Annotated in this window: 9 protein-coding genes and 1 pseudogene; 4 read left to right on the top strand and 6 right to left on the bottom strand. The window is 64.6% G+C overall.

Translation table 11 applies throughout. The annotated features are described in order from the left end of the window. The first annotated feature begins 155 nt into the window (after positions 1–155). Together ABZV91_RS19370 and ABZV91_RS19365 are read left to right on the top strand one after the other, a co-directional pair. Positions 156–2,141, top strand: a complete 1,986-nt coding sequence (locus ABZV91_RS19370) for an adenylate/guanylate cyclase domain-containing protein (protein WP_355243317.1) — start codon at positions 156–158, stop codon at positions 2,139–2,141. Then, a complete protein-coding gene (locus tag ABZV91_RS19365; protein ID WP_355243314.1) occupies positions 2,135–2,797 on the top strand; it encodes a Crp/Fnr family transcriptional regulator in 663 nt (220 codons plus the stop codon). The genes ABZV91_RS19370 and ABZV91_RS19365 overlap by 7 nt, the downstream gene beginning before the upstream one ends. On the opposite strand, the gene ABZV91_RS19360 is transcribed toward ABZV91_RS19365, so the two are convergent. Next, on the bottom strand, positions 2,754–2,990 hold the full coding sequence (locus ABZV91_RS19360) for a hypothetical protein (RefSeq protein WP_355243310.1): 237 nt from the start codon (positions 2,988–2,990) through the stop codon (positions 2,754–2,756). The two genes, ABZV91_RS19365 and ABZV91_RS19360, sit on opposite strands and share 44 nt — an antisense overlap. A gap of 42 nt (positions 2,991–3,032) precedes the next feature. After that, a complete protein-coding gene (locus ABZV91_RS19355; RefSeq protein WP_355243307.1) occupies positions 3,033–3,674 on the bottom strand; it encodes a DUF6875 domain-containing protein in 642 nt (213 codons plus the stop codon). Between the two features lie 172 nt (positions 3,675–3,846). On the opposite strand from ABZV91_RS19355, the gene ABZV91_RS19350 reads away from it, so the two are divergent. Then, positions 3,847–7,737: an amino acid adenylation domain-containing protein gene (locus tag ABZV91_RS19350; protein WP_355243304.1), complete on the top strand. Its 3,891-nt coding sequence runs from the start codon at positions 3,847–3,849 to the stop codon at positions 7,735–7,737. A gap of 230 nt (positions 7,738–7,967) precedes the next feature. On the opposite strand, the gene ABZV91_RS19345 is transcribed toward ABZV91_RS19350, so the two are convergent. Genes ABZV91_RS19345 through ABZV91_RS19330 form a run of 4 tightly spaced genes read right to left on the bottom strand, consistent with a single transcriptional unit; the run spans position 7,968 to position 14,607 of the window. Further along, positions 7,968–9,131: a Wadjet anti-phage system protein JetD domain-containing protein gene (locus tag ABZV91_RS19345; RefSeq protein WP_355243301.1), complete on the bottom strand. Its 1,164-nt coding sequence runs from the start codon at positions 9,129–9,131 to the stop codon at positions 7,968–7,970. Position 9,132: 1 nt separating this feature from the next. Next, a complete protein-coding gene (locus ABZV91_RS19340; RefSeq protein WP_355243298.1) occupies positions 9,133–12,525 on the bottom strand; it encodes an ATP-binding protein in 3,393 nt (1,130 codons plus the stop codon). Continuing rightward, entirely contained in the window at positions 12,525–13,139 is a 615-nt protein-coding gene (locus ABZV91_RS19335; RefSeq protein WP_355243296.1) for a DUF4194 domain-containing protein, read from the bottom strand. Before ABZV91_RS19335 ends, ABZV91_RS19340 begins: the two co-directional genes overlap by 1 nt. 1 nt (position 13,140) lies before the next feature. After that, entirely contained in the window at positions 13,141–14,607 is a 1,467-nt protein-coding gene (locus ABZV91_RS19330; protein WP_355243294.1) for a DUF3375 domain-containing protein, read from the bottom strand. A gap of 274 nt (positions 14,608–14,881) precedes the next feature. Here ABZV91_RS19330 and ABZV91_RS19325 point away from each other — a divergent pair. Further along, positions 14,882–15,842 (top strand): annotated as a pseudogene (locus tag ABZV91_RS19325) (IS3 family transposase); the annotation flags it as partial.

Raw genomic sequence — 15,842 nt, 5'->3', positions numbered from 1 at the left:
CTGAGAACGCCGCAGCAGCCTGGCCGCCACTAACTCACCGGCATGGTCCACGGCGCCCGCCACCCTCGCGAGTGGGCCTGCGCCCACCTCGGTGGGCCGAGGTGATCAGCTTCTTTCTGTTTCCCTCGGGCGGAGGACGCGGTAGCGTTCGGATGGTGTCGAAGGTCAAGGTTGTGCTATGGCTTGGACACGTCGCGCTGCCCGCGCTCGGACTGTGGCTGCTGGTATCCCGTCCCGAGCTCGACATGGACTACGAACACCGTGGAATACATTTCTGGTTGGTGCTCGCCACTGCCGCAATCGCCATGGCGTTGGGCGTTGTGTTGTTCCGGGCCGCTCGGATGCGTGGAGACGCCAGGTTGATCCTGGTATCACTGGTGTGCCAGTTCAGCGCGGGGTTTCTCGGATTACACGCATTGACGACGCCCGGCGTGATCCTGCTGACACCGAACGCCGGCTTCGTCTATTCGGTACCTGTCGGGCTGGGGCTCGGCGGTGTCGCCGCCCTCGCATCGTCGATGGAATTCGGGCCTGGGGCGGCGGCGCGGTTGCATCGGTTCGCATGGATGCTGTCTGTACTCCCGACGCTGCTGCTCCTGGCGTGGGCATTGGTATCGATGGCACAATTGCCACCGCTGCATCACGCACCCGATCCGGCGGAGGCCAGGGGACCGCTGGTCGGTCTGGCCTTCATCGGGTCGGCGTGCTATCTCGTCGCAGCATTTCGCTATGGTCGTGAGTACCTGCGTCGCCGGGGTGTCGTGCTGCTCAGCGTGCTCACCGCCTTCGTGCTGCTGGCCGAGGCGCTTTTCGCCGTAGGCTTCAGCCGTAGTTGGCATACCTCCTGGTGGGAATGGCATGTGCTGATGCTGGCTGCCTTTGCACTCATCTCCGGTAGCGCACATCTGCAATTCCGGCGCGAAGGTTCGGCACTCGGGCTCTTCGACAGCGTAACGCTGCGCCAGACCGTTTCCGGGCTGGAGCGCGACTACACGCACGCTCTCAACGAGATGGTCGATGCGCTCCGTGCGCGCGCCGAAGGCGGCGTCGCCTCGACCGAGCCGTTGGGAGCAGTCGGGGCCCGGTTGTCCAAACGCTTCGGGCTCACCGAACGCCAGGTGGCCGTGTTACAGCAAGGCGCCTACGCGTTGGGTAGCGAGCGTGAGCAGGTCCGTAGACTGGGCCTGTTGGCGGCGATCGGTGGGCGATCGAACGTGATACGCGGCGAACAGGACCTACTCGATGAGGTGCTGCACCTCATCACGGCGGCGTTCGAACGGGATCGATTTCGACTCGGGCTGGTACGAGGCCACGAACTGATCTTTCCCGACGGCGGGCCCGCGAATTCGCAGTCATTGGCGTTCCCGCTGGTCGTCAAGGGAAACCGTGCCGGTATTCTCGAGGCACAACGTGCGGGAGGCCGCTTCACCGACGCCGAGTTGGCGATCTTGCGATCGTTCGCCGACCGGACATCGGTCATGCTGGAGAATGCCCGCCTGTACCAGCAGATCGACGGGCTGTTCCGGTCCTATATGTCCCCCACGGTGGCGACGGCCCTGATCGCCGACCCGTCCCAGGCCGGACTCGGCGGACGGATCGCCGAGGTCAGTGTACTCATGGCCGACCTATCGGGGTTCACGCCGTTTTCCGAATCCTCGGCCCCGGAGGCTGTGGTGCACATGCTGAACACCTATTACGGCGTGATCGTGCCGACGATTCTGGACTACGGTGGGACAGTCGTCCAGTTCGTCGGCGACGCCGTGATGGCTCTCTTCAACGCGCCCGCCCATCAGCCGGATCATGCGTTGCGGGCAGCCGGCGCGGGGCTCGCCATCCAGCGCGTAGTCACCGAAACGGCGATGCGACATCCTGGCTGGCCACGTTTCCGGGTCGGAATCAACACCGGTCCGGCACTGGTCGGCAATATCGGCGCACCGCAGATGCGCAACTACACGGCAATCGGTGATACGACGAACCTCGCCGCCCGGCTGGAGAGCTTGGCGGAGCCCGGGACCGTGGTCATCAGCTCAGTGACCTACGCACACCTCGGCTCGCGCGCACAGGTACGCAGCCGTGGCACAGTGACGGTCCGAGGCCGCAGCGAACCGGTGACCTGCTATGTGTTGGATGGACTATGGTGACCACCGAATTCGAGATTCTCCGTGGATTAGGTGAATCGGAGCGGCGCGAAATTCTGGCCACGTGCACACCCCGCCGGTACAAACGCCGGGAAATCCTGTGCCATGAAGGCGATCCCGGCGACTGTTTGCATTTGATCAGGTCCGGCCGGCTCATCGTCCGGGTGACCACCCCGTTCGGGAACACCGCAACGCTGACGATGCTCGGTCCCGGCCACTCGTTCGGCGAATTGGCAGTGCTCGACAGCAGCTCGCGCCGGACCGCGACCGTCGAGGCGGTCGAGAACGTCGAGACATTGACGTTCAGTCGCGAACAGTTGACGGCCCTGCGTCGGAGGTACCCGGATATCGACCGGGTCATGATCGCCACGTTGGCCGCTCAGGTGCGGCGGCTTTCCGCGCAGGTGCTCGAGGCCCTGTATCTACCGGTCGAAACCCGGGTTCTGCGACGTCTGGTCGACCTTGCCCGTATCTACGGTGGATCGGGTGCGGTTGCAGAGATCCGGCTCAATCAGGAGGATTTGGCATCCATGGCGGGAACCACGCGGGCAACGGCGAACAGAGTGCTGCGCGACCTGCAGGAACACAATATCCTGACGCTGACCCGTGGCCGTATCACCGTGGTCGACCGCGCGGCACTGATCGACTCCGCAAGCTGAAACCATTTCGCGAGTGCCCTACCGCCGGGTGGATGCGAGGCGAACCATGTGCCGCCGACGCCCTGCCCCAGCAGATCTTCGGTCTCCCGTCCTTCGCGAAGTGGTACACCGGCCGGCCGCCGATGGCGACCTGGCACGAACCGTCCGCACGCTCGACGCACGAACTCGTGTGGCGACCATTACCGGCGCGCATTACCTACGCCACCGGCAACACCGCAACTACGTGCCGGTACGGCTACGACGCGATCCGCTCGGCGATACCGGTTCGAACCGTCGATGGCACGGCCGGTGCGAACTGCTTCAGATACGCGCTCAGGTGGTTCTGCCGTGACGTCAGGAACGGGTAGTCGGTGCCGACCATCTGCCGCACCGCCAAGATCGGTAGCGGTGCATCGAGCGGGCGGAAGTCACTATTCCACAACCCACCTTCGGCGCAGCCGGGATAGAACTGCCCGAGCATGAGACCCACCTCGACGAACTGGTCCTTTCCTGCCTGCTGGACCGCGTCGATCATGGCGTAGTCGGTGAGATCGGGAAAGACCGCCACGATGGTCCGCAACGCCGAGCCGGTACCGTCCCGAGGCGCCAGCGTCGGGAAGATGTCGACCATATCATCGACGACGCTCCGCATCCGGTCCTGATCGATGTCCGTGCCACCGACTATGCCGGCCCAGACCACGCGTTTCGCAATCGCCGGACCGGTGAATGGGCAGACCGGGCCAGGCCGGCCGAGCTGCGGATGCGACCGGCTCAGATGTCCCTGCATCCACCTCCGCAACGTCCAGCGAACCGTGTCCGACATCGGGTCCGGGCACGGGTCGAAAAGACTTTCGAACTCGACGCCGGACACCTTGGCGACAATACGCTCGGATTCCATGGCCCCGGTCTCCCTTCACGATCGTTGTTGATAGGGGTCATTGTTCGACGGAAACCGCAGCCTTACTGCCATGCCGGTGACGCTACAAGTGTGTTCGCGGTGACATACAGGATCGCTGGGCGGCCGAATCATCGATAGTGCGAAACAACCTGCTGACGACAGGAGATTGTCGATGATGCAACGACCGGACGGCGCCTTCGAGCTGACTGCGGCGCAACGCGGGATCCTGTATGCCCAGCAACTCACTCCCGCACCGATTACCATCGCGCATTTCGTCGAGATCGAGGGCGAGCTGGACACTGCGGCGCTCTCCGCCGCGATCGTGCAGGAGGCCCGGGAGTCCGGGTACCGCTGTCTGCGGCTCGGCATAGCCGACGGACAGCCGTACCAGGTCATCGACGAGACCGTCTGTGACACCGTCGGCCTGCACGATTTCCGTGACAGCGATGATCCCGAGGCCACGGCACGGGAGTGGATGCGCGCCGAGTACACCGCGCCGCTGGACGTATTCGACGACCAGCTTTCGACGATGGCGGTGCTCCGGGTCGGCGCGCGGCGGTACTTCTGGTATGGAAGGGCGCACCACATCGTTCTCGACGGTTACGCCGCGAATCGCTCGTTTCGGCGGGTTGCCCAGCTGTACACCGCGATCGTCGAAGGCACCCCGCCCCAACCTACGCCGTTCGGTGAACTCGCTGCGGTTGCCGAGGACGAACGCGCCTATCGGAACTCGCCCGAGGCCGACACCGACCGGGAGTACTGGCGCCGGCACTTGGCCGGTGCGCCCGAGCCTACCGGCCTCACCGGCCGATCGGTGCCGCCGCCGGCGCATCCTCGGGTCGTCGGTTCGGTCCTTTCACCGCGGATCACCGCACTGCTGGAGACGGTCTCGGGTGGTCGGCGCGGCATCGCGTCGGCCCCGGTGCTCGTGGGCGCCTTCGGCGCTTTCGTGGCACGGATGCTCGGACGTGACGAGGTTCTGCTGACACTCCCGGTCACGGCGAGGACGACGAAGACGTTGCGGTCCTCGGGCGGTATGGCCGCGAATGCCGTGCCCCTACGAGTGCCGGCACGACCCGCGACAACCGTCGGCCAACTGATCCGGGCCACCAGGCGCGAACTCGTCGATGCGCTGCCCCGGCAGCGTTACCGGATGGAGGACGTGCTGCGCGACACGGGCCGCAACGTCGGCACGCCGGGGACGTTCGGACCGCATGTGAACCTCATGATGTTCAACGGCGCACTGGATGTGGGTTCGCTCGTCTGGCGCCTGCACGTACTGTCCACGGGACTGGTCGAGGATCTGTCGCTCGTGGTCTATACCGGCTCCGGTGACGACCGGGTGACGCTCGACCTCCAGGCCAACCCGGGCCTGTACAGCGACGCCGAGGTGCAGCGGCACCACCAGCGGTTCATATTGTTTCTGGAGCGGTTCCTCGCGGCCGGACCCGACGCCGCCCTGACCACGATCGACATTCTCACCGACGCCGAGCGCGCGATGCTGCCGCACGCGCGGCCATTGGACGCTGCGATCCTGACGATGCCGGACATCCTTGCGCGGGCCACCGCTACGAGTCCGGCTTCTGTCGCGGTCCGGTTCCAGGGGCGGTCGGTGACCTACACAGAACTCGACGAGAGCTCGAACAAATTGGCTCGCATGCTCATCCGCCACGGGGCCGGACCGGAAACGGCCGTTGCGTCGGCGCTGACCCGGTCCGTCGAATCAATCGTCACCATGTGGGCCATCGTCAAGACCGGCGCGACGTACGTGCCGATCGACCCGAACTACCCCGCGGCGCGAATCGCCCACCTTCTCGACGACTCCGAGACGATGCTGGGTGTCACAGTCACCGCCCTCTGCGCTTGCCTACCGCGGTCGGTGCACTGGGTGGTCCTCGACGACGATTCGGTTGCTCCGGTCATCGACGCGGAGCCGGCGGCTGCGATCACCCAGGCCGATCGTTCGGTGCCGCTGCGCCCCGACCACGCCGCGTATCTGATCTACACCTCCGGATCGACGGGAGTGCCGAAGGGCGTGACGATCACCCACACGGGCCTGGCGAATCTGCTCAGTGCGAAACAGGAATCCATGCGGGCACAGCCGGATGGGCGGGTACTGCATTTCGCCTCGCCCAGTTTCGACGCATCCATATCGGAGATCCTGCTCGCGTTCGGCGCCGGTGCATGTCTCGTTGTGGTGCCGTCGACGGTGCTCGGCGGCTGCGAACTCGCGGGCATCGTCGCCGACGAGCAGGTCACACACATGCTCGTGACACCATCGGTGCTGTCTACGATGACTCCGGCGGCACTGGCAAGTGTCGAGATGCTCGCGGTCGCTGGGGAATCACTGCGGCCCGAAACTGCTCAGCGGTACGGTGCCGGTCCGAGCCTGCGCAACCACTACGGACCCACCGAATTCACGATCTGGGCCACGTGTTCGGATGTGCTGGACGGCGATCGGCCGATCACTATCGGATCCCCGCGGCGCGGTGCTACGGCCGTGGTGCTCGACCCATGGCTGCGCCCCGTCCCGGTCGGCGTCGTCGGCGAGTTGTATCTGGCGGGTGCAGGTCTCGCCCGCGGTTATCACAACCGCGCGGACCTCACCTCGTCCCGGTTCGTCGCCGCCCCCTTCGGCGTCCCCGGTGAGCGCATGTATCGCACCGGAGACCTGGTGTGCTGGAATGAGACCGGCTCGCTCGAGTTCCGAGGGCGCACCGATCACCAGGTCAAGATCCGTGGGTTCCGTATCGAACTCGACGAGATCGACGCGGTGTTGGCGCATGAGCCCGGCGTGGAGTTCGCGACGACTGTCGGCCACGACGGGCCGGGGGACACCGCTACGCTCGTCTCATACGTGCAGCCCGCCCCGGATACCGAGATCGACGTCGACCGATTGCGTGAGGCGGTCGCCCGGGTGCTGCCCGCATATATGGTCCCGGCGACCGTGGTGGCACTCGAGCAGATTCCGCTCACGCCGGCGGGCAAACTGGACCGGGCGGCGCTGCCGAAGCCGGAATTTCGTTCCGGGCGTCAGAAGTTCCGCCCGGCGGTGACTCCCACCGAGCAGAAGGTCGCCGAGGCATACGCAGAGGTACTCGGTGTCGAGCGGGTTGGCATCGACGAATCCTTCATCGAGCTCGGAGGCAATTCGCTCACCGCCGCCCGACTGGCGGCCGACCTGGGCACGATGTTCGGTAAGCAGGTATCTGTCATGCACATCCTCGCCGACGCCACGGTCCAGGCCCTTGCCCGCCGGCTGGACGCCGACGGCGAGGCGTCGGACTCCTCCCCGTTCGCCGTGCTACTGGAAATCCGGCCGGCCGGTACCGAACCACCCCTGTTCTGCATACATCCGACCTCGGGGTTGGCCTGGTGCTACGCAGGCCTGGTGCCACACCTCGATTCCCAGGTGCCGATCTACGGACTACAGTCCCCGTGGGTGGACGACGTCGCCCCACGGCCGCAGACGATCGACGAGTTCGCCGACCTGTACACACACGCTGTTCGTTCGGTTCAAAGGGAGGGCCCGTATCGCCTGCTGGGGTGGTCGCTCGGCGGAATCGTCGCCCATGCGGTCGCGGCCCGTCTCCGCGCTCTCGGTGCCGAGGTGTCGCTGCTCGCACTGCTCGACGCCGATACAGCCTTCCTCGGTATGGAGCCGCCCGCGCCGCTGAGCGTCGCCGGGTTCGTCTCCGGGTACGCGGAGGCGAACGGGATCGACTCTGCACCGGTGGGACTCTCGACCGAAGACACGGTCACGCTGAACCGGCAACCTCGCGACACAAGCTTTCTCGAACCACGTCACCTCGAGCGGATGGTTGCGGCCGCGCATCACACCGGCCGAATGCTCGCGCAGCACCGTCCGCCGGTCGTCGATGCGGAGATGATCTACTTTGCCGCCGCGCCGAACGGCATTGCCGACCGGCCGCACGCCGCGGCGAATTGGACCCCGTACGTCGCGGGGCCGGTGCACAACCACCCGATCGACGCCGGCCACGATGACATGATGTCGGCGACGGTGATACCCGCGATGGCACGGGTGCTCAACAAGCATCTGTAGGTCGGGACGAACCCCTGCCGGACCCGGCTGATCCAGAAGCTACCCCGACCCGACAAGTCCGGCGCCGCCACCCGTTGAGCGACCCAAACCCCGGCGGGCACGGCACCTCGACGCCGAGGAAGTCGCCGAGCTGACCACCGGTTACCGGGCCGGAGCGACAGACCCACGCGAGATTCCCAGGGACGGGCCAGGGCATGACCGAACGTCATCCAGCGAAGAGATGTGCCAGGTCAGCGGAACTGCCGGGTGGCCTGCTCGATGGCGGTGTAGGAGATGCGTTCTTGCTCCAGCCGCACGGACCTGCCCAGAACCCCCTCCACTAGGTCGGTATAGAGGCTCGCTTCGTCCGGGGTGAGTGCCTCGAGGTGCTCGCTGGTGGGGTTCGGCTCGGCGATCCAGTGGCTCTCGTGGGCGAGGAGGCTGGCGCGGTCCATGAGCATGGACCGCGTACCTTCGAATGAGCGGCGCACGCTGTTCAGGATCGCAAATCCGTGGGTGTCGATGTCACCCCAGTAGACGAGATTTTTCTGATCCAGCCACTTCAACGGGCGCAGCCGGGATGCTGCGTAGCCCTCGCCGAAGATGACGACAGCGTCCTCCACAGGTGGGAAAGCGAGGTAGGTGATCTCGTTCTCCACAACGAACACCGTGCGCTCCGCCAGCGGCATGTCGGCCAGCTCGAGTACTCGGACGGCGAGTTCGCTGAATTCAGGGCCGTCGGACAAGTGCCGGTAACGGATGTAGGAAGGCTTCTGGCGAAACCCGTACCGGCCGGCGAAGTCGGATGCCGACTTGCTGCGGTCGATGCGCTCCTCCGGTAGCAGGCAGTCCAGCAGCGCCGCCAGGACGGTGCGAAAACGTTCGATGAACTTGGTGTCGACTCCAGGCACGTCGATCTGCCGTACGTACATGTCAGGACGTGCGTGTGAGTCGATCCACAGGGCGGTGTTGACCAGCCGGAGCCACTCGTCCTGGTACTCGATCACTTCCATCGGTTTTGCGGACATCCAATCGGCGATGGCAGGAGCTCTGAGCGCGGTCGCGTCGAGCAGGACGGTGAACGTTTCCACGGTGGACTGGACACCGAGTACGGCCCAAAGCTGCTCGTAGGAGTCGACCCAGACACGGCCGGGGATCGTGTTCGTGCCGACGACTCGACCTCCGACGGTTCTCATCTCGACACGAAGTTGGCGCGTTCGACGCCACTGCTCGACCCAGGCACGTGCGCCGTCCAGGTGTGTAGCGATGTCCTGCGCGCTCGGCCTCCGTAATCCGATTGCCAGCGGCTCCCAGGGGATTCCGGCGGCGAACTGGGACAGGAACTCGCCACGATCCCATCGCCGACGCAGTGTGCCCAGCACATCGTCGGGTACGGTCCAACTGGCCGATGCCACGTCAGGCGCCTTGATCGGAAGCGGTGGCGAGAGTGTGAGCGAGCTGACGATGCTGATACTCTTCGATGGTCAAGGTCTGCAATCTCGAGCTGTCACCGGTCTTGTTGTCCACGAATCCGACTGCCGCGACATAGGGTTCGATGACGTGGATCTTCTGCAAGGGGGTCACGATCAGCAGTTGCAGTCCCAACCGCCGGAAGAGACCGAGGGCGAATCGGGTTGACTCATCGGAACCGCGGCCGAACGCCTCGTCGATCACTACAAACCGGAAGGTCTTCGACTTGCTCACGCCCCAGTCGAGCTTGAACTGGTAGGCCAGCGACGCCGCGAGGATCGTGTAGGCGAGTTTCTCCTTCTGACCGCCGGATTTGCCGCCCGAGTCGGCGTAGTTCTCGTGTTCGGTGTCATCGGCGCGCCACCGTTCGGACGCGGAGAAAGTGAACCAGTTGCGCACGTCGGTGACGCGGCGGGTCCACTGCCGGTCCGGTTCGGTGTGCCCATCCCGTCCCCGGAACCGTTCGATCAGCGCCTTGACCTGGAGGAACTTCTGTTCGGAGTACTGGTTCGAGTCGTCGCCGCTCAGTGATCCGCTGGTGCACTCCCGGAGGTCTTTGCGGAACTCTCGGACCTCGACATTTACCGTCGGATGTGGCTCGAGCCGGATGAACCGGTCGGGGTTGTAATCGATGTCGACCAATGAGTCGTTGATGGTTTCGATCCGCTGCTTGATCAGCTCCGCCTGCTTGGTCAGCTGAGAATGGAAACCCGCGATGTCGCGAATGGTGTTGGTGTTGAGGTAGGTCTTGAACTCGGACTCGAACCGGGGCAGGTCGTCGGATGAGATCCGGTCGTGCAGCGAACGGTATTCACCTGCCGTCTGCACCGAGTTGTCGAACTCCGCCGTTTCCAGCGGGTACTCCTTGCGGAAGTCCCCCATTCTCGCGACTACGCGCGCCGCGGCCTTGTTCTGCCGGCCGGTGAGCCGATCGATTTCGGTGGTGATCTCGTCGTTCACCGCGATGTGGCAGGTGTCGCAATCTTCCGGAGTAACGAGGTTCCTGGCTCCGACACGTTCGTCTACCGAGGGAAACGATGCCCTGGCGGATTCGGCCGCCGGTTCGTCCAGAGTAGCCCTCGTGTCGCGCAGCTGTCCCGCCATGGCTTTGCGCTGACCATCGAGGTTTCCGAATTCTGTCTGCGCCTTCTTCTGTGCGGCCTCGGCAACTTCGATCTGGGTAGCGACGGTTTCCAGCTCTGCGGTCAGTCGCTTCAGCTCGTCCGACTGCTGTTCCAGCCGCGTCTTTTCGTCGACGAGTGCGGCTATGCGGTTGACCGACGCCTGCCAGTCTACGTCGTCGAACTCGTTGAACTGTTTCAGCAAGGTCAGGGTTGTGGCGAGCCCCCGTTTGGCGCTCAGTTCGGCGTTGACCTTCTGCACCAGCCCGTCCATGTCACGCAGTTGACGTTGAAGGCGCTCCGCCTGGTCGATCAAAGCGTCGATCTTGGCCTGGTTGTCCCAGCCCAGGACGTAGTGGCGGCGGTCGTCGATTCGGCGGGCATCGTCTTTCTCGTGCCTGCCGCGGGCACCTTTGACCTGCCCGGCCTGGGTGACAGCCTTGGCTGCTCGCCGGAACTCGGCCATGGTGTCGACACACTCGTAGTCGGCACGGTATGCCAGCTCACGTTCCAGCCACTCCGAGAACGACGAGTCCTTGATCTCCAATTTGGTGAACAGCGACCGTTCTGGCAGTGAAGGAGGCGGCGTCCGGCCCAGCCGTTCCGGCACTCGGTAGTAGACGAGCTTGATCCCGAGGTGCCGTTCGTTGATCCACTCGGAGACGGCATCATAGTGCTCGCCCGAGACCAACATCGACAGCCCGAAGCTGTGTAGCAGCCGCTCAGCAGCCCCTTCCCAAGTAGCGCTGTCCACACGGACCTGGACGAGCTCGCCGGCGAACGGAAGCTCGGCGGTATCAACTTGTATTGCAGCGCAAAGTGCCTCCCGTATGTCCAGGCTGCGCTTGGGAATGTTACTGCGTCGCTGCCGCAGGCTCAGCAGCTCGGTGTTGATGTGCCCGGCTTCTGCATCGAGCTCACGGCGCGAGACGACAAAGTCGGTGAGTCGGTTTTGCAGCTCGGCCTGTACTTGGTCGAGACTGCTCTGCCTTTCGGATACTGCACGCCGCCGGGCGGCGAACTGGGCGGCGTCCACGACTGCGGGCAGCTCGGCGGCCGCCAGTAGCAACTGATACTGGTCGTGTTGTTTGCGCCGCCGGTCGCGTTCGGTCTCCGCGGAGCCGATCTCGGCTTCGAGCCGACTGATTCGGTTACCACCGCAGCCCGCCCGCTCGATCTCGAGGTCTCGCTCCTTGCGCCGCAAGCGTTTCAGGTCGGCCTCCGCGGCAGCGCCGGCTGCCTCCTGCTCACTGAGCTCTACGTCAAGACCCGACAGCCGGTTGACGAGCAACGTCACCTTGCGATCCGCACAGTAGAACCGAAGTGCTTCCCGTTCGGTCTTGCCCGCCATGATCCGTGCGTCGAGGTCGTCGTAGGTGTCGCACTCGGCGAGCAGGGGTTCGAGCATGGTGAGCTGTGTGCGTGCTTTGAGCACCGCTTCGTGCGCTTTGGTCAGGTCTTCGAAATGGTGTACAAGCCGGCTGGTCCAATCAGCCGCGTCGAACGGCTCCAGCATGTGGGAACGGACGAAATCGTTCAGGTTGCCCACCGATTTCATCGATACCGTCTGGTGGAACAACTCCATCGCCTGCTCGGACTCGATCCCCAGCAGACGGCGGAAATCCTTGCTGTACTGAGGAAAATGGTCGCGGACACCAGCGCCCTGCTTGCGCAGCCGGCGCTTGAGCGTCGCAATGTCCCCACCGAACTCGGCGAAATCCTCCGCGATCGTCAGGCTCCGATCCGCTGTCACATAGAACCGGTCCGGCTGACCGACAGAGGCGTCGCGGAACCAGAACACCTGGGCCAGCGTCACCGTCGAGTCACAGCCGACGTTGCTGAAGGTAGCGAGGACAACCGAAAACGACCGGCGATCTCGCAACCCGACCGGCCTGGCCGCGCCGGTCGCCTCGTTGCGCTCGGACTTGTAGTAGCCCAGCACATACGAGCGGAGGTCCCGCTCCTTCGTGTCGGCCCCCGCCGCCTTGTTGTAGGAAATGCGATGTGCGGGTAGCAGCAATGTGGTGATCGCATCGACGATGGTCGACTTTCCGGAGCCGATATCGCCGGTCAGCAGGCTGTTGCGCCCCTCGGGACGGAACAGCCACACCCGCTGGTCGAAGGTCCCCCAGTTATAGACCTCCAGTCGTTCCAGCCGATAACCGGCGAGCCCGGACTCCTCGGTGTCCAGGCCCGCGGCGCTGAACAGGCCACCCATCAGTCCGCACCCCCTACTCCATCGAGTTGCGCGGCGTATTCGCCGAGCCGCTGGTCGAACTCGGCCAGCCATTGCCCGTCCACGAACGCCTTGAGGATGCGCCGCACCTCGTACGCGGCGTCCTGCCCGGCGATCCGCCGCAAGAACCCGAGTTCGACAATCTTGCCGAGCAGGGTGTCGATCTGATCGACCAGCCGAGCTTCGTTGCTGCTCTCGGGCAGGAACATCCGCACCATCTCCACAAGCTGATGCCTTGTGAGAATCAACCGGGTCTCCGCTCCGGAAGCATCGAACTCGGCAAGTTTCTTCCGCAGCAGCGCCAACAGCAGGCTCATGTGAAACGAAAGAGCACGCCGCGGGATCAGCCGGGGCAGTTTCGCATCCTCGTCCTCATCGCCCGGCTTCGACCGCAGGAAGGCATATCCCTCGGTCTCGTCGACAACAACGGTCAGGCCGATCACACCGACGTAGTCACGCACCTGGGCCTGCAACGGCAATAGATGCCGCCAAACCTTCTCGTGACTGTCCGCGTAGACCACACCCTTCATCAGGTGCGTGATGACCAACGGCAGATCGAGCTCGTCGCGGCGCAATGACGTAGACACGCTGCCCATGCTAAAGACGCCCACCGACGATGTGGTCGCCGTCCGAGGCCCGAATAAACGTCACCCGCGGTATCGTCGCCACCCGCACCACACCACCGTCATCTATCCAGCGCACCTGCTCCCGCGTCGCCTCGTCGAAGACGATCTGGAACGCGGAGTCGGCGAGCGAGAGATAGGCGACGAGCTCAGCCATACCCTGTTCCAGTGGCCGGCGCCCCAATACCTCACGCAACCCGACCTGGGCACGTTCGCGCAGCTCGCGGCGCACAACGCCGCACAACAACTCACGGTCCACATGGACCTGCTCGAACAGCGCGGACGCATCGACATCCTCGTCGGCCGCAGCGATGCCCGCACTATCCAGCGAGACTTTCTCGTTCGGCGTGTAGAGCGGCCGTTCCATCGGCAGACCGATCACCGGCGCGGTGCCGTCGAGTTCGCAGGTGAGCGCGGGGGTGGGCTGCTCGCGGAGTGCGAGCGCGGAGGACTCGATGCTGTACAGGATGTCCATCACACGACGATTCTCCAGCCACACCTGGTCGTCCAGAAACCGCCGCAGCTGCTCCGACAGCAGCCGCACTGTCGCCTGAGTGCGTTCGGCCGCGTCGAGCCAGTCGTAGTGAATGTGCCGCATACGCGGGTCGGTTTCGCCAACCGCGTCCAGAGACTGGACTTTCTCGAGCAGTTCGGTGAGCTCGGATTGCCGTTCATGCGAAAGAAGGAAGTCGTAGAACGCTTGGAAGCTGCGTCCCTGGTCCGAGTCGGTGATGGTGGTGCGGTTGCCGACCACCTCCTCGAGCAGTTGCCCCTTCCTTCCCGCCCACCCGGCGATGCGCGCACGAAGGGACCGATCCAATCCCCGGAAGTTGGCCTCGACCTCGCGGAAGTCGGCCAACAACTGCCACGCGGTCGCAGCGAACTGCTGGTAGCGGTCCCGCTGAGCCGAATCGTCGAGCACGGCGAAATCACCACCGGCGACCCGGTCGATCTCGTCGTCGATTTCGCCGCGGCGCCGGTGGAGCTCGGCCAGCCGGATGTCCGGATCGGTTTCGGCTCCGTAGGCCATCTGACGCAGCAGTTCGAATACGGTGTTCAGGCGGGACTCGGTACCCACAAACGAACGTTTCCGGAGCGAATCGACCCAGGTAAGCGCCTTCTCCACGGCTGGAGTCGCATCGAAATGCACCTCGTCGGTGCCCGCGGGGTAGTACTTCCGAAGCCACCCGTTCATCGGAGCCGCCCAATCGTCCAGGTATGCCTTGGCCATCTTGGGAAACGCGCCTTCGCCGAGCCGCTCGTTGAGCGCATACAACTCGTCGTCGAGACGATCGGTCAGCTCGGTGGCCGAGATCGACCGGATGTTGTCCTCGACGAAGACCTTCCGGAGGAACCCCAGCACCAGCGGCGCGTTGTCGGCACGTAACAGCCGCCACGCCGGATCACTGCGGCGCAGAAAGTCGAGTTCGTCGAAATCCATCAGCAGCTCTCACGGGTCACACAGGCTCGGCGGGCACAACGACGACGCCGTCCACTTGGTGACGTCGGAAATCAATCGATCTCCGTTGGCGCGGTTGCGCCTACGGCTCGAACCGATCTAACACACAATAGTTTCTCTGCCCCCTCATGGCATCAGGACCTGCCGGTCCGCCACGAAGCTGCCGGGGTCGACGTGACTGGAGCCCGGTGGGTGGGTCCACCGGTTGTGAGAGTTCTGATGCACCAGAATGGGTGCAGAAGGAGACGATCACACCATGTCACGACGTCGGCACACGCCCGAGCAGATCATCCGCAAGCTCCGCGAGGGAGAGCGACTGCTCGGTGAGAACTTCACGATCGAGGACGTGTGCAAGCACCTCGAGATTTCGGATGCGACCTGGCATCGCTGGCAGAACCAGTACGGGGGCATGAAGTCCGAGGACGCCAAGAGGCTCAAAGAGCTCGAACGCGAGAATGCCCGGCTCAAGAGAATGGTCGCCGACCAGGCGCTCGATATCGACATGCTCAAGGAGCTGAACCGGGGAAACTACTGAGCCCGGACCGCCGCCGCAGGGCCGTGCAGGTGCTGCGGGACCGGTTCGGGGTCTCCGAACGCCGAGCATGCCGCCTCGCCGGGCAACCCCGCTCGACACAGCGCCGCCGACCTGCGGTTGCCGAGACCGAGCGGGTCTTGACCAGGCGACTTCGCGAGATATCGCGGGCGCATCCGCGGTGGGGATGGCGCAAAGCTCACGCTCTGTGTCGGTCCGAGGGGCTGGTGGTCAACCGGAAACGCACCCGCCGGCTGTGGCGAGAACACGGATTGAAACGACCTGCCCGGGTCCGGAAGAAACGGCGGATCGGTGCGGGCCGGCATCAACGACTTCGTGCATCCCGGCCGGATCAGATGTGGGCACTGGATTTCCAGGTCGACGTCACCGCCGACGGACGCCAGGTCCGGTTCCTCAATATCGTGGACGAGTTCACCCGCGAAGCCCTCGCGGTGACCGCGTTCCGGTCGTGCACCGCTGACCAACTCGTCGACGTACTCGACGAACTCGTCGCTTCGACCGGCCGCAAACCGGAGCATATCCGGATGGACAACGGCACCGAGATGACCGCACACGCGATGACCGACTGGTGCCGGTTCACCGGGGTGGACCCAGCGTTCATCGACCCGGCCTCGCCGTGGCAGAACGGGATCTGCGAGTCGTTCAACGGCCGATTCCGCGACGA

Origin of the sequence: Nocardia sp. NPDC004568 (assembly GCF_040609955.1) — a bacterium.
Lineage (GTDB): Bacteria > Actinomycetota > Actinomycetes > Mycobacteriales > Mycobacteriaceae > Nocardia.
Note: the sequence above shows the minus strand (reverse complement) of the source record. Positions and strands in the feature narration are given on the sequence as shown.

What these genes read in the sequence shown, in the direction of transcription:
- ABZV91_RS19365 (WP_355243314.1), top strand. Translation starts at nt 2,135, where the DNA reads ATGGTGACCACCGAATTCGAGATTCTCCGTGGATTAGGTGAATCGGAG.
- ABZV91_RS19360 (WP_355243310.1), bottom strand. Translation starts at nt 2,990, where the DNA reads ATGCGCGCCGGTAATGGTCGCCACACGAGTTCGTGCGTCGAGCGTGCG.
- ABZV91_RS19355 (WP_355243307.1), bottom strand. Translation starts at nt 3,674, where the DNA reads ATGGAATCCGAGCGTATTGTCGCCAAGGTGTCCGGCGTCGAGTTCGAA.
- ABZV91_RS19350 (WP_355243304.1), top strand. Translation starts at nt 3,847, where the DNA reads ATGATGCAACGACCGGACGGCGCCTTCGAGCTGACTGCGGCGCAACGC.
- ABZV91_RS19340 (WP_355243298.1), bottom strand. Translation starts at nt 12,525, where the DNA reads ATGGGTGGCCTGTTCAGCGCCGCGGGCCTGGACACCGAGGAGTCCGGG.
- ABZV91_RS19335 (WP_355243296.1), bottom strand. Translation starts at nt 13,139, where the DNA reads ATGGGCAGCGTGTCTACGTCATTGCGCCGCGACGAGCTCGATCTGCCG.
- ABZV91_RS19330 (WP_355243294.1), bottom strand. Translation starts at nt 14,607, where the DNA reads ATGGATTTCGACGAACTCGACTTTCTGCGCCGCAGTGATCCGGCGTGG.